Annotated in this window: 20 protein-coding genes and 3 pseudogenes; 11 read left to right on the top strand and 12 right to left on the bottom strand. The window is 70.9% G+C overall.

The window, feature by feature from the left end; translation table 11 throughout:
• The first annotated feature begins 46 nt into the window (after positions 1-46).
• Complete coding sequence (locus BT364_RS31535) at positions 47-559, top strand: TetR family transcriptional regulator C-terminal domain-containing protein (protein WP_371268670.1); 513 nt, start codon at positions 47-49, stop codon at positions 557-559.
• A gap of 237 nt (positions 560-796) precedes the next feature.
• Here the strand turns inward: BT364_RS31535 and BT364_RS31530 are convergent, their stop codons facing one another.
• The gene (locus tag BT364_RS31530) at positions 797-1,177 is read right to left on the bottom strand and encodes a YunG family protein (protein ID WP_072488640.1); all 381 of its coding nucleotides are present in this window, start codon (positions 1,175-1,177) and stop codon (positions 797-799) included.
• 212 nt (positions 1,178-1,389) lie between these two features.
• Between BT364_RS31530 and BT364_RS31525 the strand changes: the two genes are divergently transcribed.
• On the top strand, positions 1,390-1,842 hold the full coding sequence (locus tag BT364_RS31525) for a Rieske (2Fe-2S) protein (protein WP_072488639.1): 453 nt from the start codon (positions 1,390-1,392) through the stop codon (positions 1,840-1,842).
• A gap of 186 nt (positions 1,843-2,028) precedes the next feature.
• Here the strand turns inward: BT364_RS31525 and BT364_RS31520 are convergent, their stop codons facing one another.
• Entirely contained in the window at positions 2,029-2,682 is a 654-nt protein-coding gene (locus tag BT364_RS31520; protein WP_072488638.1) for a cysteine hydrolase family protein, read from the bottom strand.
• 112 nt (positions 2,683-2,794) lie between these two features.
• Between BT364_RS31520 and BT364_RS31515 the strand changes: the two genes are divergently transcribed.
• Positions 2,795-3,271 carry a pyridoxamine 5'-phosphate oxidase family protein gene (locus BT364_RS31515; RefSeq protein WP_072488637.1) on the top strand — a complete coding sequence of 159 codons (477 nt, stop codon included), beginning with the start codon at positions 2,795-2,797 and terminating at the stop codon, positions 3,269-3,271.
• 79 nt (positions 3,272-3,350) lie between these two features.
• Here the strand turns inward: BT364_RS31515 and BT364_RS31510 are convergent.
• The 3 pseudogenes from BT364_RS31510 to BT364_RS31500 all read right to left on the bottom strand — a co-directional run.
• Positions 3,351-4,054, bottom strand: a pseudogene (locus BT364_RS31510) (histidine kinase); the annotation flags it as partial.
• A gap of 5 nt (positions 4,055-4,059) precedes the next feature.
• Positions 4,060-4,506: pseudogene (locus BT364_RS31505) on the bottom strand (MMPL family transporter); the annotation flags it as partial.
• Between the two features lie 194 nt (positions 4,507-4,700).
• Positions 4,701-5,607: pseudogene (locus tag BT364_RS31500) on the bottom strand (LysR family transcriptional regulator).
• 74 nt (positions 5,608-5,681) lie between these two features.
• Between BT364_RS31500 and BT364_RS31495 the strand changes: the two are divergent.
• Positions 5,682-6,707 (top strand): DMT family transporter, encoded by a 1,026-nt coding sequence (locus BT364_RS31495; protein WP_072488667.1) that lies wholly within the window; start codon positions 5,682-5,684, stop codon positions 6,705-6,707.
• On the opposite strand, the gene BT364_RS31490 is transcribed toward BT364_RS31495, so the two are convergent.
• Positions 6,698-8,029 (bottom strand): aminotransferase class I/II-fold pyridoxal phosphate-dependent enzyme, encoded by a 1,332-nt coding sequence (locus BT364_RS31490; protein ID WP_072488636.1) that lies wholly within the window; start codon positions 8,027-8,029, stop codon positions 6,698-6,700. The genes BT364_RS31495 and BT364_RS31490 overlap by 10 nt on opposite strands.
• 35 nt (positions 8,030-8,064) lie before the next feature.
• On the opposite strand from BT364_RS31490, the gene BT364_RS31485 reads away from it, so the two are divergent.
• Positions 8,065-8,760 carry a pyridoxamine 5'-phosphate oxidase family protein gene (locus BT364_RS31485; RefSeq protein ID WP_072488635.1) on the top strand — a complete coding sequence of 232 codons (696 nt, stop codon included), beginning with the start codon at positions 8,065-8,067 and terminating at the stop codon, positions 8,758-8,760.
• Positions 8,761-8,926: 166 nt separating this feature from the next.
• Here BT364_RS31485 and BT364_RS31480 read toward each other — a convergent pair whose 3' ends face one another.
• Positions 8,927-9,955 (bottom strand): EamA family transporter, encoded by a 1,029-nt coding sequence (locus BT364_RS31480; protein ID WP_072488634.1) that lies wholly within the window; start codon positions 9,953-9,955, stop codon positions 8,927-8,929.
• 134 nt (positions 9,956-10,089) lie between these two features.
• Entirely contained in the window at positions 10,090-10,653 is a 564-nt protein-coding gene (locus BT364_RS31475) for a Clp protease N-terminal domain-containing protein (RefSeq protein ID WP_079179712.1), read from the bottom strand.
• Between the two features lie 243 nt (positions 10,654-10,896).
• On the opposite strand from BT364_RS31475, the gene BT364_RS31470 reads away from it, so the two are divergent.
• Together BT364_RS31470 and BT364_RS31465 are read left to right on the top strand one after the other, a co-directional pair.
• Positions 10,897-11,118: a hypothetical protein gene (locus BT364_RS31470; RefSeq protein WP_072488633.1), complete on the top strand. Its 222-nt coding sequence runs from the start codon at positions 10,897-10,899 to the stop codon at positions 11,116-11,118.
• Between the two features lie 61 nt (positions 11,119-11,179).
• A complete protein-coding gene (locus BT364_RS31465) occupies positions 11,180-11,611 on the top strand; it encodes a type II toxin-antitoxin system Rv0910 family toxin (protein ID WP_072488632.1) in 432 nt (143 codons plus the stop codon).
• A gap of 82 nt (positions 11,612-11,693) precedes the next feature.
• Here BT364_RS31465 and BT364_RS31460 read toward each other — a convergent pair whose 3' ends face one another.
• Together BT364_RS31460 and BT364_RS31455 are read right to left on the bottom strand one after the other, a co-directional pair.
• Positions 11,694-12,299 (bottom strand): PadR family transcriptional regulator, encoded by a 606-nt coding sequence (locus BT364_RS31460; RefSeq protein WP_072488631.1) that lies wholly within the window; start codon positions 12,297-12,299, stop codon positions 11,694-11,696.
• A gap of 198 nt (positions 12,300-12,497) precedes the next feature.
• Positions 12,498-13,154, bottom strand: coding sequence for a maleylpyruvate isomerase N-terminal domain-containing protein (locus BT364_RS31455; RefSeq protein WP_072488665.1), 657 nt, complete (start codon positions 13,152-13,154; stop codon positions 12,498-12,500).
• Between the two features lie 146 nt (positions 13,155-13,300).
• Between BT364_RS31455 and BT364_RS31450 the strand changes: the two genes are divergently transcribed.
• Positions 13,301-14,122, top strand: coding sequence for a PhzF family phenazine biosynthesis protein (locus tag BT364_RS31450; RefSeq protein ID WP_072488630.1), 822 nt, complete (start codon positions 13,301-13,303; stop codon positions 14,120-14,122).
• Between the two features lie 37 nt (positions 14,123-14,159).
• Here the strand turns inward: BT364_RS31450 and BT364_RS31445 are convergent, their stop codons facing one another.
• Positions 14,160-14,939 carry a CPBP family intramembrane glutamic endopeptidase gene (locus BT364_RS31445; RefSeq protein ID WP_072488629.1) on the bottom strand — a complete coding sequence of 260 codons (780 nt, stop codon included), beginning with the start codon at positions 14,937-14,939 and terminating at the stop codon, positions 14,160-14,162.
• A gap of 184 nt (positions 14,940-15,123) precedes the next feature.
• Here BT364_RS31445 and BT364_RS31440 point away from each other — a divergent pair, with 184 nt between their 5' ends.
• Entirely contained in the window at positions 15,124-16,914 is a 1,791-nt protein-coding gene (locus BT364_RS31440; RefSeq protein WP_107408348.1) for a substrate-binding and VWA domain-containing protein, read from the top strand.
• Positions 16,915-16,932: 18 nt separating this feature from the next.
• On the opposite strand, the gene BT364_RS31435 is transcribed toward BT364_RS31440, so the two are convergent.
• Positions 16,933-18,438 (bottom strand): glutamate-cysteine ligase family protein, encoded by a 1,506-nt coding sequence (locus tag BT364_RS31435; protein WP_072488627.1) that lies wholly within the window; start codon positions 18,436-18,438, stop codon positions 16,933-16,935.
• A gap of 481 nt (positions 18,439-18,919) precedes the next feature.
• On the opposite strand from BT364_RS31435, the gene BT364_RS31430 reads away from it, so the two are divergent.
• Both BT364_RS31430 and BT364_RS31425 read left to right on the top strand, forming a co-directional pair.
• Complete coding sequence (locus BT364_RS31430; RefSeq protein WP_072488626.1) at positions 18,920-19,513, top strand: hypothetical protein; 594 nt, start codon at positions 18,920-18,922, stop codon at positions 19,511-19,513.
• Positions 19,514-19,829: 316 nt separating this feature from the next.
• Positions 19,830-20,036, top strand: coding sequence for a DUF5999 family protein (locus tag BT364_RS31425; protein WP_072488625.1), 207 nt, complete (start codon positions 19,830-19,832; stop codon positions 20,034-20,036).
• The last annotated feature ends 50 nt before the right edge of the window (positions 20,037-20,086 follow it).

Below are 20,086 nucleotides of genomic sequence, written 5' to 3'. Positions count from 1 at the left end.
CCTCCATGGCGTCGGTCATTGCTTACAGGAGTCGACGGTAGAGTCCGTGTGCCGCCGCGATCGGCAGTTCCGGCGGCGGCTTGGGGGGCGGTTCCCGCCCGCACCATTACTTACTGGTCACACAGCCAATACCCTGCTGCCGGCGGACCGGGCGGCAGGAACGCCCACGGACCACCTCGCGCGCTTCTTCGCGCTCGCGACGGGCGCCGCGTACGACGACATCAGCCGGCTGTGGATCAACGCCCGGCACCTCAGCCGCTACCGCCCCGTCCTGCGCGACCGGGTCGGCCACCAGGAAGCCCTGTGGCGGGACCGCCTGGAGGATCTCGTCCGCGAGGGCGTCGAACGCGGCGAGTTCCGCAGCGACGACCCGCATGTGACGACGATTCAGATCCTCGTGGTCATCGACGGACTGGGCGCACATGCCAACACCGCGACGGAAGGCCGCCCCGAGGTCGTCACGCGCATGGCGGTCAGCACGGCCGAACGCGAACCCGGCCTGGAGCGCGGCACACTCACCAGGCGCGCGGCCGCGCTCGATGTCAGTGGTGGTTCCTAAGGGCTGTCCCGCCATGAGTGAACTGATGAACGAAGACGCCTCGGACCGGGCCGGATCCCGCGCGGTGGACGAGCGGCCGTTGCCCATCGGCATGGCGAAGGCCCGCCGGGTCGCCGGGGCGATGCGGGCCGCCGCGTCCGGGACCAGAGCCTGCTGTTCGGCCGGATGCGCGAGGGGCTGCCGGTCTTCCGCGCGAACGGCGCGCAGCGACGCGGCGGCCCCCTGCCCCGGTGCCGCCTACGAGCACAGCGCCGCCATGACTCGGCTGCGGAGCAGTTCGTACTCCTCGCGGAGCCGCACGATCTCCGCGGGCCGTTCGATCACGTCCCCGCCGACGACCATCTCCTCGGGGGCGAACTGCTCACGGGTCAGATCGACTTCGATCCCCATGCCCAGACGGTTCCACCAGTGGTAGTCCACTCGCTCGCCGTCGACATGGACCTCGCCGCGGATCAGATCACCGCCCAGCAGATCGTGCACCACCAGGGCGGTGACACCGCACTGGTCGCGCGCCGGATTGTCCGGGGTCCAGTCCGGACGGTGCTCCGGCGTCGTGGTGTCCGCGCCCCAGCCGTCGCGGATGGCCTGCTCCAGGTCGCTGAAGTTGCTCAGTGTCATACCGCTCAGCCTCGCAGACGCCTCTGACAGTCCTCCCGACCGCTCATGCCGGTGCCGGGATCTGCCGATGACGGGGTGGTCGTCGTTCATCCGCCGCGGTGCCGCCCACAGGTCCTCCCGGAGAAGTCCCCGGACGTTGAACACGGGGGTCCCGCCGCGCGTACCCCTGGACGACGACCGAAGTCGCGAACACTGCGGAAGGGAAAGCCAGTATGAGCACATCGCGGAACCATGAGGGACGTCCCGGGCGCCGGGCCGTCGTCGTCGCGGCCGGAGCCGCCTCGGTGGCCGCCGTACTCACCGCCTGCGGCAGTCAGAAGGACTCCGGTGGTTCGGATGTGGTCGAACCGGCCGACGACGGAATGGACACCGGCGGAACCTCACTGGCGAGGACCGCCGACATCCCCGAGGGCGGCGGGAAGGTCTTCGCGGACCAGGGCGTCGTGGTGACGCAGCCGAAGGCCGGCGAGTTCAAGGCGTTCTCGTCGAAGTGCACCCACCAGGGATGCACGGTGTCGAGCGTCTCGGGCGGCACCATCGACTGCCCTTGTCACGACAGCAAGTTCGACGCGTCGACGGGCGCCGTGGCACACGGCCCCGCCACCCGGCCGCTGCCCGCCAGGAAGATCACGGTCACGGGCGACTCGATCGCACTCACACCCTGACCACCTCGTCACCGGGCAGTGCCCGCGCTTCTTCCGCCGGGCCGTCGCCCGGCTCGGCCCGGGAAGCGGCCTTCGGCGGGTGCCCGGGGCGGACCCCTGGCAGGCGGTGCTCTTCCACCGGACCTTCGTCGACACCGCCTCCGGGGCAAGGGGGCTCCGGGGCAGGCGGGATCTCCGGATCACGCCTCAGGAGCCGCCTCTGCGGGACGTCCGGTTCAGCCAGCAGCCCAGTACACCGTCCGTGTCCGTGATGGTGGCGACGAGGGCGAGCGTGTTGCGGATCATCGCGGGGGTGTAGTCGGCCGGCACCCCGGCGATGGCGTCGGACGGCACCACGGCCGTGTAGCCGAGATTCACCGCGTCGAACACGGCGTTGGGAACGGCGACATTGGCCGAGACCCCGGTGACGACGAGCGTGCGGCAGCCGAGGTTGCGCAGCAGCGCGTCCACATCGGTGCCGGCGATGGGCGAGAGACCGTGCAGTCGGCGTACGACGAGGTCCTCGTCGGCCACTTCGATCGGCGGGGCGATCCGTACCGCGGTGGTGCCGGAGTGCTGCTGCACGGGCAACCGGCCGGCGGCCCGGAAGAGCCGGGCGTTGCTGTTGGCACCCCGGCCGTCGGGGCGGCGTTCGGCCACCGCGTGCAGCACCTGGACCCCGGCCTCGTGGGCGGCGGCGACCAGCCGGGCGACCCGGTGCAGGGCTCCGGACGATCTGGCCTCCTCGGCCAGTTCGGGCAGCGCGCTGCCGGGGCCGACGACCCCCTGCTGGCATTCGACCGTGAGAAGCACGGTGGTGGCCGGATCGAGCTGCTCGGCGAGCTGAATCCTCGGCGGCACGGCTGCCCCTTTCTGCGGCGGACCGGGCGCGAGAGGCTAACCGCCATTGCGCGATGAGGGAAGAGACCTCATGCTTTTTGACACACAGTCAGCAATCCGGAGGGGGCGCCCCATGACCGCCACTCAGCGACGGGGCCGTCGGATCATGATGACGGACGCCGAACGCGACGCCTATCTCACCGAGCAGCGCACCTGCCGGGTGGCCACCGTGGCCGAGGACGGCCGTCCGCACATCGGCGCCCTCTGGTTCGCCTGGGACGGAACCTCGCTCTGGCTCTACTCGATCACCCGCAGCCTGCGCTGGTCCCAGCTGCGCCACGACCCGAGGATCGCGGTGGTCGTGGACGACGGGGCGGAGTACGGGGAACTGCGCGGCATCGAGCTCTCCGGCGAGGCCGTCCCGGTCGGCGAGGCACCCCGCACCGGCGAGCCGTGTCCGGAACTCGTCGCGCCGGAAAGGATGTTCGCGGCGAAGTACTTCGACATGGACACCATGCCGCACGACGGCCGCCACGCCTGGCTGAGACTGGTGCCGCAGACCATCACCTCCTGGGACTTCCGGAAGCTCGCGGGGTCGTTCACCGCCTGAGAGCCGCCCTCCCGCGCCCGTGGTCCGCCGTGCCGCGACCGGCGTGTTCGGCAACAGCTTCAGGGGCGCCTCAGCAGCCGCTCCGGGCCGGCTCCGCGTCGAGTCCCGCCCGCGCCGCCTCCGCCAGTACGACGATCGACGCGAGCCCCTGCGCGAGGGTGTCGTGGATCTCCCGTGCCATCCGCTCCCGTTCGTCCGCGGCCCCCTGGCGCTGGTGCGCCTCGGACAGCTCCGCCTGGGTCCGTTCCAACTCGACGATCAGCCGGGCGCGTTCGGTGCTCTGCGCGACCACCGAGTGCGCCCACAGTCCGATCAGGACCCCCACGGCGACGACGATCACGGTGGACACCATGGTCTCGGCGAAGAACTGCAGCGACCAGCCCTCCCGGTACCAGCTCCCCGCCAGCGTCGCCGCCGTCGCCAGCCCCAGGAACCCCATCGAGATCCTGGGGGTCCGCCCGAACATCCAGTAGTGCGGCAGCGTCACCATGAACAGCGCCGCGTAGCTGCCGCCCAGACAGGCGAGCCCGCCGAGCGCGAGCACCAGCACGGAGAGGTAGACATGCGGCCGTACGACGGGGTTGTCGGGGAAGCGATCGAGGAGCGCGTAGCAGAGCACCACGCAGCCGAGCAGCGCGAGCGACGCGTACCGGCTCCTGACGGCCCGTCCATGGCGGCGAGCCCGGCGGCCATCGCGGCGAACAGCACCCAGCACACGGCGTTCCAGCGACGCAGCGATGTGGTCCAGAGGGCGTCGGCCGAGGGCTCGGCGATAGCGGTCATGCCGGTCAACGTACTTCGGCCAGTGGCTCGTCGCGGACGGTCCGGTCCGATGCGGCCGGGGCGGGACGCGACGGCCACCAGGTCACCTCGCCCAGCAGGAGCAGCGCCGCCGGCAGGATCATGACGCGGACGACGAAGGCGTCGAGCAGCACTGCAGCCGCGAGCACGAAACCGATCTGCTTCATCTCGATGATGTGCAGGAGGACGAAGCTCACGAAGACGGTCGTCATCACGACCGCGGCGCTGGTGACCACGCTCGCCGACGTGCGGATCCCGTCGAGGACCGCCTGCCGCGTGGGGACACCGGCGAGCACGGCCTCCCTGATCCGGCTCACCACGAACACCTGGTAGTCCATGGAGAGTCCGAAGAGGATCACGAAGAGGAAGAGCGGGACGCGCGACCCGATCGAGCCCGTGGAGTCGAAGCCCAGCAGTCCCTCACCACGAACACCAGCCAGCCGACGACCGCCCGCCAGGGGTGCAGCGCGCTCCGGCGCGCCATCCGCACAGTGAATGAATTCATGCCCGAAAGCCTTGCTGAAAAGGGCAGTTGACGGACAGGGGTGTCAGGTTGAACTTGCCGTCCACCGACCGGTGGACCCGGGTGCTGAGGAAAGCCCCCGCACGTCCCGCCGGTGCTCGTGGCTCACGGCGCGTCCAGCTCCCGGCCGGCATCGCGCAGCGCCGTCACCGCCGCCCTGATCGAGGGACGCCGGTCCGCGTCGGTACGCCACACGGCGTGGACGTGGCGGCGCATCTTCTGCCGTACGGGTACGAGCCGCACCCCGTCGGGCACGGGTCCGCGACCGAGCCTCGGCGCCACGCAGACCCCCATCCCGGCGGCGATCAGGGCGAGTTGGGTGTGGTGCTCGCCCGCCAGGTGTGCGATGCGCGGTTCGATGCCCTTCGAGCGGAGGGTGAACATCAGCCAGTCGTAGCAGAACTCCCCCTCGGGCCAGGACACCCAGTCGTCGTCGGCGAAATCCTCCAGGTCCACCTCGGCCCGGCCGGCGAGCCGATGACCGGCCGGCATCGCGATGTCCGGTGCGTCGTCCAGGAGTTCGGCCTTGGCCAGGCCACCGGGCACGGGCAGCCGTTTGTTGCTCCAGTCCAGCACCACCGCGAGGTCGGTGTCGCCTCTGAGCACGGCGCGGATTCCGTCCTCGGGCTCCAGTTCCCGGGTGCACGCGGAGTTCGGGGTGGTCCCTGCGCAGCGCGTGGAGCACCGCGGGGAAGAGTCCGCGCGCCGCGGTCGGAAAGGCGGAGAGCCGGATCTCGCCCACCACCTCACCGCGCTGCGCCTCGATGTCGGACTGGGCCAGCTCGACCTGGGACAGGATCCGCGCCGCATGGTCGGCGAGCAGCCGGCCGGCGTCGGTGAGCCGGACCCCGCGCCCGTTCTTGGCCAGGAGCTGTTGCCCCACCTCGCGCTCCAGCTTCGCCAGCTGCTGGGAGACCGCCGAGGTGGTCACATGCAGCCCTTCGGCGGCGCCGCTCACGGAACCGTGCCGGGCCAGTGCGTCCAGGGTGCGCAGGCGCTCCAGATTCAACATGTAAGCAATGCTACGCAGACCCTCGCACAAAATCTCGCTTGTTCTAAGTGGTCCGCTTCGTCATCGTTGAGCCCATGAGCGTCGCCGCCACACCGAAGTCCGCACCTCCCGCCCGGCCCTCCTCCCCGGCTCCGACGGCTGTCCCGGCAGCCGTCCCGGCTCCGGCCCCCGCCGCCCGCCCGGCGCCGGACTGGCGGATCCGGTTCGGCGCGCTCTCACTCATCTGGGGCTTCAGCTTTCTCCTGATCAAGGTCGGCACGGAGGGGTACGCCCCGTTCCAGGTCACCCTCGGCCGCCTGCTGTCCGGCACGGCGGTCCTGGCCGTCGCGATGGCGGTGCGGCGTGAGCGGCTGCCGCGCGGCGCCCGCACCTGGGGGCACCTGGCCGTCGCGGCGTTCTTCCTGAACGCGCTGCCGTTCTCGCTCTTCGCCTATGCCGAGCTGACCATCCCCTCGACGCTGGCCGGCATCTGCAACGCGACCTCGCCCCTGTGGGGCATGGCGCTGTCGCTCGTCGCGCTCTCCGAGGACCGGCCGACCCGGCGCCGTGTCGCCGGACTCGGGCTGGGCTTTCTCGGCGTACTGACTGTGCTGGGCGCCTGGCAGGGCTTCTCCGGGCTGGACCTCAGCGGCACGGCCATGGCCCTGCTCGCCTCCCTCAGCTATCCGGTCGGCTGGATCTACGTCCGCAGGACGCTGGCGGGCAGCGGCTCCTCGACGCTGGCGCTCACCGGCAGCCAGCTCTTCCTCGGCACGGCGCAGATCGCCCTGGTGACCCCGCTGTTCACCTCGGCTCCCGACGGCTTCCCGCTGCTCCCGACCCTGGCCGTGGTGGCCCTCGGAGCGCTCGGTACCGGCCTCGCGGTCCTGGTTCAGTACGGCCTGGTGGAGGAGGTCGGACCGACGACCGCGCAGATGGTCACCTACTTCATCCCGGTCATCGCCACCGCCGCCGGGGTGGTCGTGCTCGGCGAGCAGCTGAGCTGGAACACCCCGGTGGGGGCCCTCGTGGTGCTGGCGGGCGCCGCGCTCACCCAGAGCAGGCCCCGGCGGGGCGGCCGGGTCTCCGGCGGCCGGGCCGGGGCCGGGGCTCACCCGTAGTTCAGCGGCTTCACCGGTCCCGCCGCTGCCGCCACCGCATCCGCCAGCGGCCCGATGTCGGCCTCGGCGAGCGACGAGACGGTGAGCCGGATCCCCTGGGGCGCGGTCATCCGGAACCGCGCTCCGGGCGCCACGGCCCAGCCGGAGTGCAGCAGCCTCGCCACCGCACCGGTCTCGTCCCCGACCGGCACCCACACATTCATCCCGCTGCGCCCGTGGGCCTCCACGCCCCGCTCCGCCAGCGCCCGCACGAGACCGTCCCGCCGCTTCGCGTACGCCCGCGCCACCCGGCCCGGATCGACGGCGCCGGAGGCCCACAGGTGCACCACGGCCCGTTGCAGCAGTCTGCTGACCCAGCCGGGGCCCAGCCGCTGCCGCCCCGCGACCCGGTCGACCGTGACCGGGTCGCCGGTCAGCACGGCGACCCGCAGGTCCGGCCCGTACGCCTTGGCGACGGACCGCACGAAGGCCCAGCGGTCCGTGGCGCCCGCCAGCGGATGGAGCGGCAGGTCCACGATGCCGTGCCCGTGGTCGTCCTCGATCAGCAGGACACCTCGGTGCCCGGCGAGGACTCCCCGCAACTCGAAGGCGCGCCCGGCACCGATCGCCGCGCCGGTCGGGTTCTGCGCGCGGTCGGTGACCACCAGCGCGCGGGCACCGGCGTTCAGCGCGTGCTCGACGGCGTCGGGCACAGGCCCTTCGTCGTCGACCGCGACGGGCACGGGGCGCAGCCCCAGCGCCGGTACGAGATCCAGCAGGCTGCCCCAGCCGGGGTCCTCGATCGCCACCGCGTCACCGGGTCTGAGGTGCGCGACCAGCACGCGCTCGATCGCGTCCAGCGATCCGGAGGTCGCGGCCACGGGCCCGGACGGCACCCCGTCGGCGTCCAGCGCGGCGCGGGCGAGCGCGGCGAACTCCGGGTCCACCGGCGCCTGCCCGTACATTCCCGGCTGCCGCGCGTACTCCCCCGCGACCGTCGCGAAGACTTCCCCCAGCGCGGGCAGCAGACCCGGATCAGGATTGCCCGCCCCCAGATCCCGGACGCCCGCGGGCGCCTCGACCCGGAGCGAACCACGCGCCGTACTCGCGGGGCGCGGCCGTACCCTGCTGCCCCGGCGCCCGGCCGTCTCGATCACACCGCGCTCGCGGAGCGTGCGGTAGGCGGCCGCCACCGTATTCGGATTGACCCCCAGCTGCTCAGCCAATTCCCGCATGGGGGGCAACACTTGACCGGGTTCGAGCTCACCGGAGCCGACCCCACTCTCCACACTGGCGGCAATCTCCGATGCGCGCCGCCCGACAATCCGATACTCTCCTAGCACAAACAAGATTATGCACTAGTGCAATGGAGCGCGCAATGCCGGACACCGCATCGCAGCAGCCCACGGCCCCGGAAGCCGCAGCCGGATACGAGCCGACCGAGCGCACCGTCCCGACCCGTTCCCGTGAACGGGCGGCATACGACCGGGAGGTGGTCCACTCGATACTCGACGAGGCGTACGTCTGCCACCTCGGCTTCGTCCGTGACGGCGCGCCCGTCGTCCTGCCGACGCTCTTCGGCCGGGTCGGCGACCGGCTCTACGTACACGGCTCGACGGGCTCCCGGCCGCTTCGCGAGGCCGGCCGCACCGACCCCGGGCTGCCCGTGTGCCTGACGGTGACGCATGTCGACGGGCTGGTGCTGGCCCGCTCCGCCTTCCACCACTCGATCAACTACCGCTCCGTGGTGGTCCACGGCATCGCGCACACGGTCACCGACCCGCAGGAGCGGCGGGCCGCGCTCGACGCCATCGTCGACCACGTGGTGCCGGGCCGCTCCGCCGATTCCCGGCCCGCCGACGAGAAGGAACTGGCCGCGACCGCGGTGGTCCGGCTGGACCTGCGGGAGGTGTCCGCCAAGATCCGCACGGGCGGCCCCGACGACGACCCCCGTGACCTCGCACTGCCCCACTGGGCGGGCGTCGTCCCGCTCGCCCGCGGCTACGTGGCGCCGCTCCCCGCGGACAACCTCGACCCCGCGATCGGGGTGCCGGACTACATCACCGAGCTCTGACGCACCCCGGGCGCGGACGGACCCGCCACCGGGCAACGGGTCGTCCGCCCGCCCCGGCGGTCAGGCCCCCGGCGCGCCCACGACCGCGACGGACCGCCCGGGACCGGTCTCCGCCGTCGCGTCGAGGCCGCTCTCCGCCGTCATTCGCATCCGGTCCTTGTCGTCGTCACGTCGCGGCACGCCCGGCGGACAGTTCCCCCTCGGCGTCCGCACCGCCGCCGTCCGGCCCTTCGGCAACCCCCGTTCCCGGCCCCGAAGCGACGGGGCCCGACGGCGTCCGCGGCGTCGACGACTGGGCGATGAAGGCACCGGTCAGCACCATGGCACCGCCGATGAGCTGGGGCGCCGACAGGTGCTCGCCGAGCATCACCCAGGCGAGCACGGTGGCGATGACCGCCTCCAGACAGGCGACCACGCCCGCGACCGCGGGAGAGAGCAGCCGCACCGAGATCACCCCGGTGACGTAGGCGATCACGGTCGCCAGCAACACGATCCAGACGAGCAGCAGCCAGGCCGGAACATCCGTGCCGTCCATACCGGCAGTGCCGCCCAGGACCGACCAGTCCATGCCCCAGGGGCGTGCGACCGCGGTGAGCACGACCGCCCCGATCAGCAGCCCGTAGGCGATGACCCCGACAGGATTCGGCGGTTCGACGCCGTCCGCCCCGTCCGCACTCCCCTGGTCCGACAGGACGAAGTAGCCGACCTGGCAGCAGGCGGCACCGAGCGCGAGCAGCAGTCCGACCGCGTCGAAGCTCAGCCCCGACCACACCTCGACCACGCACGTCAGTCCGCCCACGGCGAGCACCACACCGGCCGCGGCCCGCCGGGTGACCGGTCTGCGCTGGACGAACCGGACCCAGCCGAGGACGAGCGCGGGCGCCAGGTATTCGACGAGCAGTGCGACGCCGACGGGGATGCGGGAGATCGCGGCGAAGTAGAAGGCCTGCACACCCGCGACGGCGAGCAGCCCGAAGCCGAGCAGCAGGACCGGCCGGCTGCGCACCAGGTCCCGGTGGCGCCAGGCCACCGGCAGCATGACCAGGGCCGCGCCCGCCACCCGCAGCCACACGACATGGAGCGGATCGAGCCCTGCCTCGATCAGCGGCTTGGCCGCCACCCCTGAACCACCGAATGCGAACGCCGAGGCCAGGGCTAGTCCCAGGCTGGCGCTTCTCCCCTGAGACGCGTGCATCGGCCCATCATGACAGCTGCGGTCAGCAGCGTCACCCCAGTCACCCCTGACACACTCACCCCTGGATACATGGCTCCACCACGGCCTTCCCCGTCAGCCCGGGGAGCCGGTCCGGCCGCCCGTACGCCGGTCGGTCAGCCCCCGGCCTCCCACGCACCCTGGCCGGCAGCGTCCGTGATCCGGGCGGCGAGCCGGTCCGCGTCGATCCCGCCCCGTACCAGCACCTCCATGGCCCGGCACTCGTGGTCCACGGCCAGCGCCGCGAGCAGATCGAGCCCTCCGGCCCGTACGTCGCCGCGCTTCTGTGCCCGGTCGAGCGCCCCGGCCATCGCCGAGGCGGCCGAGGGCGACCAGCCCTCCGCGTCCCGCACGGCGGAATGCGGGTCCGGGACGACCGGGACCGCGCCGGAGTCCTCCACCGAGCCCTGCCAGCGGAGCCCGTATCCGATACTGCGCTGGACGAGGTAGCCGAGCACCCTGGCCAGTTGGGGTCCGCCCTCGAAGGCCGCCCGCACCGCGGGATCCGATTCGATGAGGGAGTGCAGCAGATGCGCGGTGTCGATCTGCCGGTCGCCGTCGCGCAGCGCACGCCTGCGGGCGCCCGTCACCACGGCGGCCAGCTCCACCGTGAGTCTGGCGTCGAGCTCGGCGCGGTTCGGTACGGGCTGCTGAGGAATCCGCGGCATCCGGTTGTGCACGCCTCTCACCCCATCAGTTCCGCAGCGCCGGTACATCCCCGGAAGGACTCATCCAGGCATCCCACGCAAGTTGGGCACACCCGAACGGTTTCTCCTCCTTGCGGATGAGATCTCGCCACTTCCGGATCCGATCGGAGAAAAGGGCGCGCGCCGCCTTGCCACGCGCCCCCTGAGCAACCGGAAGCGATTCCCTTACGTCCCACAGGCCATACCCATGCGACAGCCGGAAGGGGGACCACGGACGTGTCCTGGTTGGTCGCCCTGCCGGCACTCGACGGGCGGGAGTACGTGTACCGGGTCCACGCACCGGCCGACGCACTGCGCGCCGACGTCTTCTGGGCCGCATTCCACTGCCACGACGACGGCCCGCACCCGCGCGCCTTCGACCGGTTCGACGCCGCCCTGATCTGGCGCGCGGAAGCGGAAGGAACCGGCCATATGAATCTGACAGTTCATCAGTATTGAATGTTCCGGCCACTGCGGCTACGTTCCGCGACACCGTAACCCGCCGAGAAGGGGTGGTCGCATGGCCGAAGTCAGTGCAGAGGCACGCATCGAAGCACCGGCCGAGAAGGTGTGGGCCCAGCTGACGGACTTCACCGCGTACGGTCAGTGGAACACCACCCACACCAGCTTCCCCAAAGGCTGCCCGGAGACACTCGAACTCGCGGCCACCTACGAGGAGAACATGAAGCTCATGGGCTTCCCGGCCGAGGTGACCTGGACGGTGGCGGAGCTGGAGACCTCACGCCTGCTGGCCACCAAGGGCAAGGGCCCGATGGGCGTCAACCTGGCCATGCGCTACTCACTGACCCCCGACGGGGACGCCACCACGGTCCGCATCGACGGGGAGTTCACCGGCGCCGCGGTCTCCCTGATGGCGGGAAAGCTCAAGGATTCGGCGACGGCCGCGCTCGTCGAATCACTGCGCAAGCTGGGCGGCCTCATCACCGCCTGACGCCACCCGCCCGGCGGAAAGGGCCTCGCGGCTCGGCCGCGAGGCCCTTGTCACCACACCCACGAACACCGCGCCCACCGGCTCAGTGTTCGTCGGCAAGGATCAGGTACAGCTTCTTGCGGGCCTCGTTGATGACCGTGAGCGCCTTCTGGCGCTGATCGGCCGAGCCGGTCTTCCAGACCTGGCCGAACGCCTCCATCAGGCCGAAGCCGGCTTGCCGGATCTCGTTGACGCTCTCCCAGTCGACGCCGCGCCCGGCTTCCTCCCACGGCGCCTCGGGCCCCGACTCCGCCTCGGTGCGGCCGGTGCCGGTGAGCGTGAACAGCTTCTTGCCACCCTCGCTCGCACTGACGATCAGGCCCTCGTCCTCCAGCAGTTGAAGGGTCGGGTAGACCGAGCCCGGACTGGGCCGCCAGGCCCCTCCGCTGCGCTCCCCGATCTCCTGGATCATCTCGTAGCCGTGCATCGACCGGTCCTTGAGCAGCGCCAGGATCGACGTGCGTACGTCACCACGCCGCGCCCTCCCCCGGCCGCCACCCCGGCCCCGCCCGCCACCGAAGGGTCCACCCCCGAAGGGCGGCCCGAACTGCCCGAAGGCCGCCCGCCGCCCCTCGAAGTCGCCACGCCCCTGATGACCGGGCCCGCAGTGCCCATGTCCGAACTCATGCTCGTGTCCATGTGAACGCATCGCTACGCTCCTTCCATCATTGATCTGTCGCGATGCGTCAACGATATATCGGAACCGATCGCATGGCAATGCCTTGCTCGATTGCCGGACAGTCCGCCGGCGGATGGCGATGCCGGTGTGCAAGTCGGCGGCCGCATCGGTCGGCTACGCCCGCTCCACACCGCCTGCCCGCGCCGGAGGCACGTCCGGCGCGGACGATCACCCGAGGAAGAGCGGGAGCCTCGCGGCCAGTTCGCCCAGCTCGGCCTTCTCCTCGTCGGTCGCGGCACGCCGTCCGGTGCCGACGAGCAGGGCGGCCTTGTCGGAGAACGACGCGGGGAAGGCGGCCCCGGCGATCCTCTGCAGCATCTCGCGGGTCCGGGCGAGCCCCTCCGCGGGCGGTCCGGCCGCGTCCGGGAGGTGCGCGATCAGGTCGAGGTGGTGCAGCGTCCACTCCAGGACGTACGCACGGAGGTAGTCGCCCGCGGTGAGGACCTCGTCGCGGGTGCCGACCCGGAGGCCGGGGTCGGCGAGCCCGGCGGCGCGACCGGCGGCGGAGCCGACGTCGTCGAGGTGGAACTTGAGCAGCCTGGGCTCCTCGTACGCGGCGGCCAGCCGGACGGTCAGCGCGTCCAGCGGATCGTCACCGGTCGGCTGCGTCGCGGCGACGTCCCAGTAGGTCACCGCGTCGCGGGTCGGTTCCGCCTCGGTGGGGGTCACGAGGGTGATCAGGACGTCCTGGGCGTCGATGACCAGATGACACACCAGGTCCCGTACGAGCCAGCCGGCGCAGCCGGACGGCTTCGCGAAGTCCTCGTCCGAAAGCCCGGCGACCGCCGTGCGCAAGGCCGTCCAGGAGCGTGAGAAGAGATCCACACCGGCAACGTAGTTCGGTGCCCGGAGGCGGACAAGGACATCGGCACGGCCGGTTCCGGAGGCACCGTTCGCCCATCGGCATTCCAGGTCCAGTGACACCGGATTGGCCTTGGTCCCCGGCTCCGCACCATACGTATGGTCGCGCCATGAGGATTCACATCGTCGACACGTTCACCGACCGCCCCTTCACCGGCAACCCGGCGGGAGTCCTGGTCCTGGATTCCGGCACCTTTCCCGACGCCGACCGGCTCCAGCGGATCGCCATGGAACTGAACCTCTCCGAGACCGCCTTCGCCCACCCGCTGCCGCCGGGCGGCGAGGCCGACTGGGCGCTTCGCTGGTTCACCCCGACCACAGAGGTCGACATGTGCGGGCATGCCACCCTCGCCACCGCGCACATCCTGCACACCACCGGGACGGCGAGCGGCACGGTGCGCTTCGCGGCGCGGTGCGGGATCCTCACCGCGACCGCCCGCCCGGACAGCGCCATCACCCTCGACTTCCCCACCGCCCCGCTGACACCGGAGGCCGCCCCGGCCGGGCTGGCCGCCGCCCTGGGCACGGAGCCGCTCTCCGTGCACGACACCGGCCCGCACATCGGCGACCTGGTCGTCGAACTGTCCGACGAGGCGACCGTGCGAGGGCTGATCCCCGATCTCGTCGCCCTGGCCGAGGTCTCCCGGCGGGGCGTCGTCGCCACGGCCGCCGCGGAGGACCCCTCCCGCGGCTACGACTTCGTCTCCCGCGGCTTCTTCCCGCGCGTCGGGATCGACGAGGACCCGGTGACCGGCAGCGCCCACACCGCGCTGGCGCCCTTCTGGTCGGCCCGGTTCGGCCGGGACGAGCTGACCGGGCTGCAGGCCTCCGCCCGTTCCGGCCTGGTCCGGACCTCGCTGCGCGGCGACCGCACCCTGCTGACCGGCGACGCGGTGACGGTCATCGACGGCGAACTGCTCACGACGCTCTGAAGCCCGCGCGCGGGAGGCCGTACAGGGCTGCTCACCCTCACGGTGTGGGCAGCCAGCCCACCTTCCCCGCCAGCAGGGCATATCCGATGAACGCCCCGATGTCCAGCAGCGCATGCGCCGCGACCAGCGGCCCGACCCGCCCCCAGCGCCGGTACAGCAGCACGAAGACGACGCCCATCACCATGTTGCCGATGAAGCCGCCGATCCCCTGATACAAGTGGTACGAACCGCGCAGCACCGAACTGGCGACCAGGGCGGCCGTCGGCGTCCACCCCAACTGTCCCAGTCTGCGCAGCAGATACCCGACAACGACCACTTCCTCCACCACGGAGTTCTGGATCGCTGACAGGATCAGGACCGGGAATTTCCACCACACGTCGGGCAGCGACTCCGGGACCACTGTCAGGTTGAATCCGGCTGCCCGGGCCACCAGATAGAAGGCGAGACCGGCGCTTCCGATGCCCGCCGCGATCAACGTGCCGCGCCCCAGGTCCGGCCACGGCCTGGTGCGATCGAAACCGATGGACCTGAGGCCCGCGCCTTCCCTTGTCAGCAGATGCGCGACCAGGGCGACAGGCACCAGAGCGGTCGCGATACCGAAGAGTTGCCAGGCGAGATCCAGCCATGGACGCCCTGGGGCATACGAACTGTTCAGGGTCGCGGCCTGATCCTTCAAACCCCCTGGTTTCGTCAGCGATCCGACAAAACTGATCAGGGCAGACACCCCGCTGGCGCCCAGCGAGAGAGCCAGTACGAGGACCGTTTCGGACCGAAGAATCCGTCGCGGAACAGCCTCCCGAGGGAAAGAATCAGCCACAAGCCCCGCCTCCACCTGTACACCTGCCTTCAGTTGTGCATTCACACCCCACCCTGCTCCCCGTCCGGCTAGGGTCTCGAATGCAGGTACGAAGATCATGCGCGACAGGCCGGGGGACAACCACCATTGCCGATGGTGTGGTCCCCCTTTTCCTTGTTCATCCTCAAGGAGGGGCACCACCGACATGGGACGTCACAGCTTGCCCGACGAGTACGCCGGAGAAGGAAGCGGGGACGGATCACCGCCGCGGCGCCGGCGCACCGTCGCGATCGCGACCACGCTCGTACTCGCGGTGGCGGCGGGGACGGCTGTCGCGGCACAGGGCGGCCTGCTGTCGTTCTCCAAGAACTGCGAGGACTCGGCCGTGCATCTGTCCATGATGGCGTCGCCGGACATCGCGCCCTCCATTCGCGCCGTCGCCGACAAGGCGCGCAAGGACGAGGTGCGTTCCGACGGTCGCTGCCTGTACGTGACAGTGGTCGCCCGCGACTCCTACAAGGTCGCCGACACCCTCTCCAGCGACGCCCGCACCCCGGACTTCCAGGTCTGGCTGCCCGACTCCGACCTCTGGGTCGACCGGGCCAAGGGCTCCGGTGACGGCGTCCCGATCACACCGGGCGATTCCGTCGCGTCCTCCCCCGTGACCCTGGCCATGGTGCCGTCCGCAGCCAGGAGCCTCGGCTGGCCGAAGAAGAAGTACTCCTGGGCGGAGCTGACGGCCGCGGCCATGAAGTCGGACAAGGTCCGCCTCGGCGCGGCCGACCCGGCACGCAGCGCCACCGGCCTGCTGGCGCTCACCAGCATCGGCGCGTCCTCCGAGAAGCAGGGCGGAGACAGCGACACCAGGGTCGCGGCGACCGCCAAGCTGCTCGCGCAGCGCATGTCGGACGGTGACAACCAGGTGCTGGAGACACTGGCGCAGAGCGATTCGGGCGCCGAACAGGGCAATCCGGAGCGCAACCAGGCGGTACTCCTCTCCGAGCAGGCCGCGTTCGCCCACAACGCGGAGGCGACCGGCGGCGGAAAGCTCGACCTCTTCTACCCCAAGGACGGCACCCCGCTCCTCAACTATCCGTACACCCTGGTCGACGAGAGCCGGATGAACACGTCCGAGAGCCGGGCAGCGCTGCGGTTCATGACGCTGCTGAACGAACCCGGTGCGCAGGACGTCCTGGCGAAGAGCGGCTTCCGGGACGTCGACGGCACGGCCGGGGAGTCGGTGGTCGCACCGGCGGGCGGCAGGAAGCCCCAGCCGTACGCCACCTCGGCCGCCGCCGCACCGACCGCCGAGGCGCTCCAGCAGACGCTCGGCCTGTGGACGATCACGGTGCAGAGCGCCCGGCTGACCACGGTCGTCGACGCGTCGGGGTCCATGGCCACGATCGTCCCCGGGCGCAACCAGTCCCGGATGGACGTCACCAAGGCGTCCCTGATCCAGGCCCTCAACCAGTTCACCCCGAACGACGAGATCGGGCTCTGGGAGTTCGCCACCACGCTCGACGGCGACAAGGACTACCGCAAACTGGTGCCGGCCACCCGGCTGGGCGACCCGGCGAAGGGCGGCAGCACCCATCGCGAGAAGCTGGCCGCGGCCTTCGCGGCGCTGAAGCCCGTGCCGGGCGGTGCGACCGGTCTGTACGACACCATGCTGGCCGCCTACAAGGACGCGCAGGCGACCTATGTGAAGGGCAAGTTCAACGCGGTCGTGATCCTCACCGACGGATCGAACCAGGACAGTCTCTCCATCTCCCGCAGTGCCCTGATCGCGGAACTGAAGCGGATCGCCGACCCGGAGCGCCCGGTGCCGCTGCTGGCCATCGCGGTCGGTCCCGAGGCGGACCGCGAGGAGGTGAACGAGATAGCGGAGGTGACCGGCGGTGGCGGCTACCAGGTCATCGACCCGGCCGAGATCCAGACGGTGATCCTGCAGGCCATCATGACGGCCGGTCAGAGCAGTCACGCCGCCCAGGAGTAGCCCGGACGAGCGCCGGGGTCACGGCTTCGGGGCACCGGCCGGCCAGCTGTGCACGGGCTCCCCGCTGTGCATCAGTTCGGCGTACCGCCGGGTGGTCGCGGCCAGCGCCGTGTGCCTCCCCAGCCCGGCCTCCCGTGCCCGGTGGTAGGTGTCCGCCTGCCAGGACGCCCCGTTCACCCGGCGCTTGCAGCGCTCCTCGATGACCCCGAGATACCGGTCGCGGTCCGCGGGCTCGATGTTCCAGGCATCGAGCCCCGCGGCAGCCAGCGGCAGCAGTTCGTCCCGTACGAGCTTGACGACCGGCACCCGGGTCAGCCCGCCCGCACGGCCGGGACGCGGCCAGGTCAACTCCGCGTCGATGCCCAGACGGCACGCGGTGTCGAAGTTCTCCTCCGCCGCGGCGAACGGCAGCCTGCTCCACACCGGACGGGACTCCTCGGCGAGTGCCCGCACGAGCCCGTAGTACAGCGCCGCGTTGGCGATCAGATCGGTGACGGTGGGCCCGGCGGGCAGGACCCGGTTCTCCACCCGCAGATGGGGTACGCCGTCCACCAGGCCGTACACCGGCCGGTTCCAGCGGTAGACCGTCCCGTTGTGGAGCACCAGTTCCTGCAGCCGCGGCACCCCGCCCTCGTCGAGGACCCGCAGCGGTTCCTCCTCGTCGCAGATCGGGAGCAGCGGCGGGAAGTAGCGCAGGTTCTCCTCGAAGAGTTCGTACGCCGAGCCGATCCACCGCTCACCGAACCAGGTCCTGGGCCGCACTCCCTGGTTCTGGAGTTCGGGCGGCCGGGTGTCGGTGGCCTGTTGGAAGAGCGGCGGCCGCGATTCCCGCCAGAGCTCCTTGCCGAACAGGAAGGGCGAGTTGGCACCGAGTGCGATCTGGACACCGGCGACGGCCTGGGCCGCGTTCCACACGGCCGCGAATCGCCCCGGCGTCACCTGCAGATGGAGCTGGACCGAGGTGCAGGCGGCCTCGGGGGTGATCGAGGCGGAGGTGGAGACCAGTCGCTCCACGCCCTGGATATCGAGGGAGAAATCCTCGCCCCGTGCGGCCACCATTTGATCGTTCAGCAGTGTGTAGCGGTCCACGTCCGAGAGGTTCGCCAGGACGAGGTCATCGTGGCGCAGGGTGGGCAGAATACCGATCATCATGATCCCGGCATCGACCTCGCCCGCCTTCCGGTGGGCATATCCGAGCCCGGCCCTGAGCTCCTCGGCCAGCTGATCGAAAACACGCCCGCCCAGACGGTGCGGGACTATGTTCACCTCCAAATTGAACATCCCGAGTTCGGTCTGGAAATCACGGCTCGCGATGCGTGGGAGAACCTCCGCATTCATCATCTTCGGCATGCCGTCGGCGCCCGCGAGATTCAGCTCGATCTCCACGCCCATGAGGTTGCGCGGCCGGTCGAACCTCCGCTCCGCAAGAAGCCTCTCCAGTCCCTCCAGGCACTGGTGGAGCTTCTTCCGGTACCCCTGCCGATCGGACAGGTCAAAGGCGCCCGCCACGACCTTCTCCCCCATCGGAGCGTCCCTCCCTCAAGTGGGCGGCCCGCGGCCCAGACCGCTCGCGTCACGATCGATAATGCCCAGGCGGGGTGATCCATAACGCCCACGAGAACGCGGTGGACCCAGTAATCTGAGGGCGAAGCCCGGGGCACATTCCATGGGCATGATGCGGCCTACGGTTTCCCCGCCAGGCGCCGGTGAAAACGCCGACGCGTTTCGGCCGTCCGCGCCCAGGGAAAAATCCCTGGCGGTGGCTGCGCCGCTGACACAGAATCAGCAGATTCTCCGCATAATAAAGTCTTGATACCGCCTTGTCGGCAATGCCTGCGACGGCTAGTGGAATCACCGCGTGAACACGTGTCGTATAAACTCCGCGGACGAGGCAGAGAGTTGACGCACCGGCCCAGTCACCGGCCTCCTCTGGCCCCGCATGCCGACAGCGCCGTCTGCACCCGCCCACGCACCACCGTGTCTCCGAAGTGAGAGGCGACCCACTATGCCGCTGCATGTTCCCCCGGCTCCCGTGCCCGCTCTGCGCAGCGTTCTCACGGCACTCGGTTCACCCACCGCGGTCCGTGAAGCCCGCACACCCGCCCTCCGGTCCGCCCAGGGGCCACTGAGCCCCGAACTCCCGCTCCCCGTCCACGTACTGGAGCGGATCGGCCCGAACGGACTCGCTCCCGCCACCCGGCTCGCCGGGTGGCGGTTCCTGATCCGCACCCCGGAACAGGCCGTCGCCGCGGCGGACACCATGCTCACTCCGGACGGCTGGGCCTTCTCGCACTTCTTCGAAGGCCCCTACATCGCCTCGACCGAACTCGCCCTGCGCCAGGCCGAGACAGTGACAGCGTCCTACCAGCCGCGACTGCTGTCCATCCCGGAGCTCTACATGCTGGCGCTGTGGCTGCACGGCGACATCGAGGCCGACGCCTCCGGTGGCGTGCTCGCCCCCGCCGACCTACTGGTTCCGCTGGCTCCCGCCCCACCGGGTATCGCGGCACACCGCCCGCACCGGGTCGCCGATCTGCTCCGCGTGATGACGCTGCGCATCACCCCCGGCCCCGGCCCCCTGCTCGGATCACCGGCCTGAGACCCGGACCCCGCACCTGCCCTGTGCCCCGCCGCCGTACCCGGTCGCGGGGCACAGTGCTGGAGGGGCGCACTCCGTGCCCGTCCGGACTAGCCCGTACTGACCACCCCGAACCACCCGAAGGGACAGTGCAATTACGGTGAACCGTCCGCGCGGGTGATGCGTCCTGCGGGTAAGGAGAAGTGCTGCTGCGAAATCCCTGCGGATTGACGCCCGTGGGGCAACACTGGGACCGGACCGATCGATACGGGGGGCGGCCATGAACACCTCATCCAGCCGCAGGACATTCACTACAACGCAGCGAAAGAACCCAGCCATGTGCCAGCACCAGCCACCATGCCCGACCGCCGACTCAGCCGACCGGGAAGCCGCCCGCCTGACGGCGCACCACCCGGAACAGGGCTGGAGCCTGCTGTGCAACGGAGTCCTGCTCTTCGAGGACACCGGTGAGCTGCTCCCGGACGGTCAGATCATCGCTCCGCACCGGCCCCTGGGGACCGACCGGGTGATGAAGGCCGCCTGACCGCGGCCGGTACGAGCAGGGGCCGGCCCGGAGAAATCTCCGAACCGGCC

The organism is Streptomyces atratus (assembly GCF_900119365.1).
GTDB lineage: Bacteria > Actinomycetota > Actinomycetes > Streptomycetales > Streptomycetaceae > Streptomyces > Streptomyces atratus_B.
Note: the sequence above shows the minus strand (reverse complement) of the source record. Positions and strands in the feature narration are given on the sequence as shown.

Bases quoted from the DNA above. Each gene is read 5' to 3' on its own strand.
- BT364_RS31525 (WP_072488639.1), top strand. From the start codon at position 1,390: ATGAGCACATCGCGGAACCATGAGGGACGTCCCGGGCGCCGGGCCGTC.
- BT364_RS31425 (WP_072488625.1), top strand. From the start codon at position 19,830: ATGTGCCAGCACCAGCCACCATGCCCGACCGCCGACTCAGCCGACCGG.
- BT364_RS31435 (WP_072488627.1), bottom strand. From the start codon at position 18,438: ATGGGGGAGAAGGTCGTGGCGGGCGCCTTTGACCTGTCCGATCGGCAG.
- BT364_RS31495 (WP_072488667.1), top strand. From the start codon at position 5,682: ATGAGCGTCGCCGCCACACCGAAGTCCGCACCTCCCGCCCGGCCCTCC.
- BT364_RS31515 (WP_072488637.1), top strand. From the start codon at position 2,795: ATGACCGCCACTCAGCGACGGGGCCGTCGGATCATGATGACGGACGCC.
- BT364_RS31460 (WP_072488631.1), bottom strand. From the start codon at position 12,299: ATGCGTTCACATGGACACGAGCATGAGTTCGGACATGGGCACTGCGGG.
- BT364_RS31485 (WP_072488635.1), top strand. From the start codon at position 8,065: ATGCCGGACACCGCATCGCAGCAGCCCACGGCCCCGGAAGCCGCAGCC.
- BT364_RS31465 (WP_072488632.1), top strand. From the start codon at position 11,180: ATGGCCGAAGTCAGTGCAGAGGCACGCATCGAAGCACCGGCCGAGAAG.
- BT364_RS31440 (WP_107408348.1), top strand. From the start codon at position 15,124: ATGGGACGTCACAGCTTGCCCGACGAGTACGCCGGAGAAGGAAGCGGG.
- BT364_RS31450 (WP_072488630.1), top strand. From the start codon at position 13,301: ATGAGGATTCACATCGTCGACACGTTCACCGACCGCCCCTTCACCGGC.
- BT364_RS31530 (WP_072488640.1), bottom strand. From the start codon at position 1,177: ATGACACTGAGCAACTTCAGCGACCTGGAGCAGGCCATCCGCGACGGC.
- BT364_RS31430 (WP_072488626.1), top strand. From the start codon at position 18,920: ATGCCGCTGCATGTTCCCCCGGCTCCCGTGCCCGCTCTGCGCAGCGTT.
- BT364_RS31480 (WP_072488634.1), bottom strand. From the start codon at position 9,955: ATGCACGCGTCTCAGGGGAGAAGCGCCAGCCTGGGACTAGCCCTGGCC.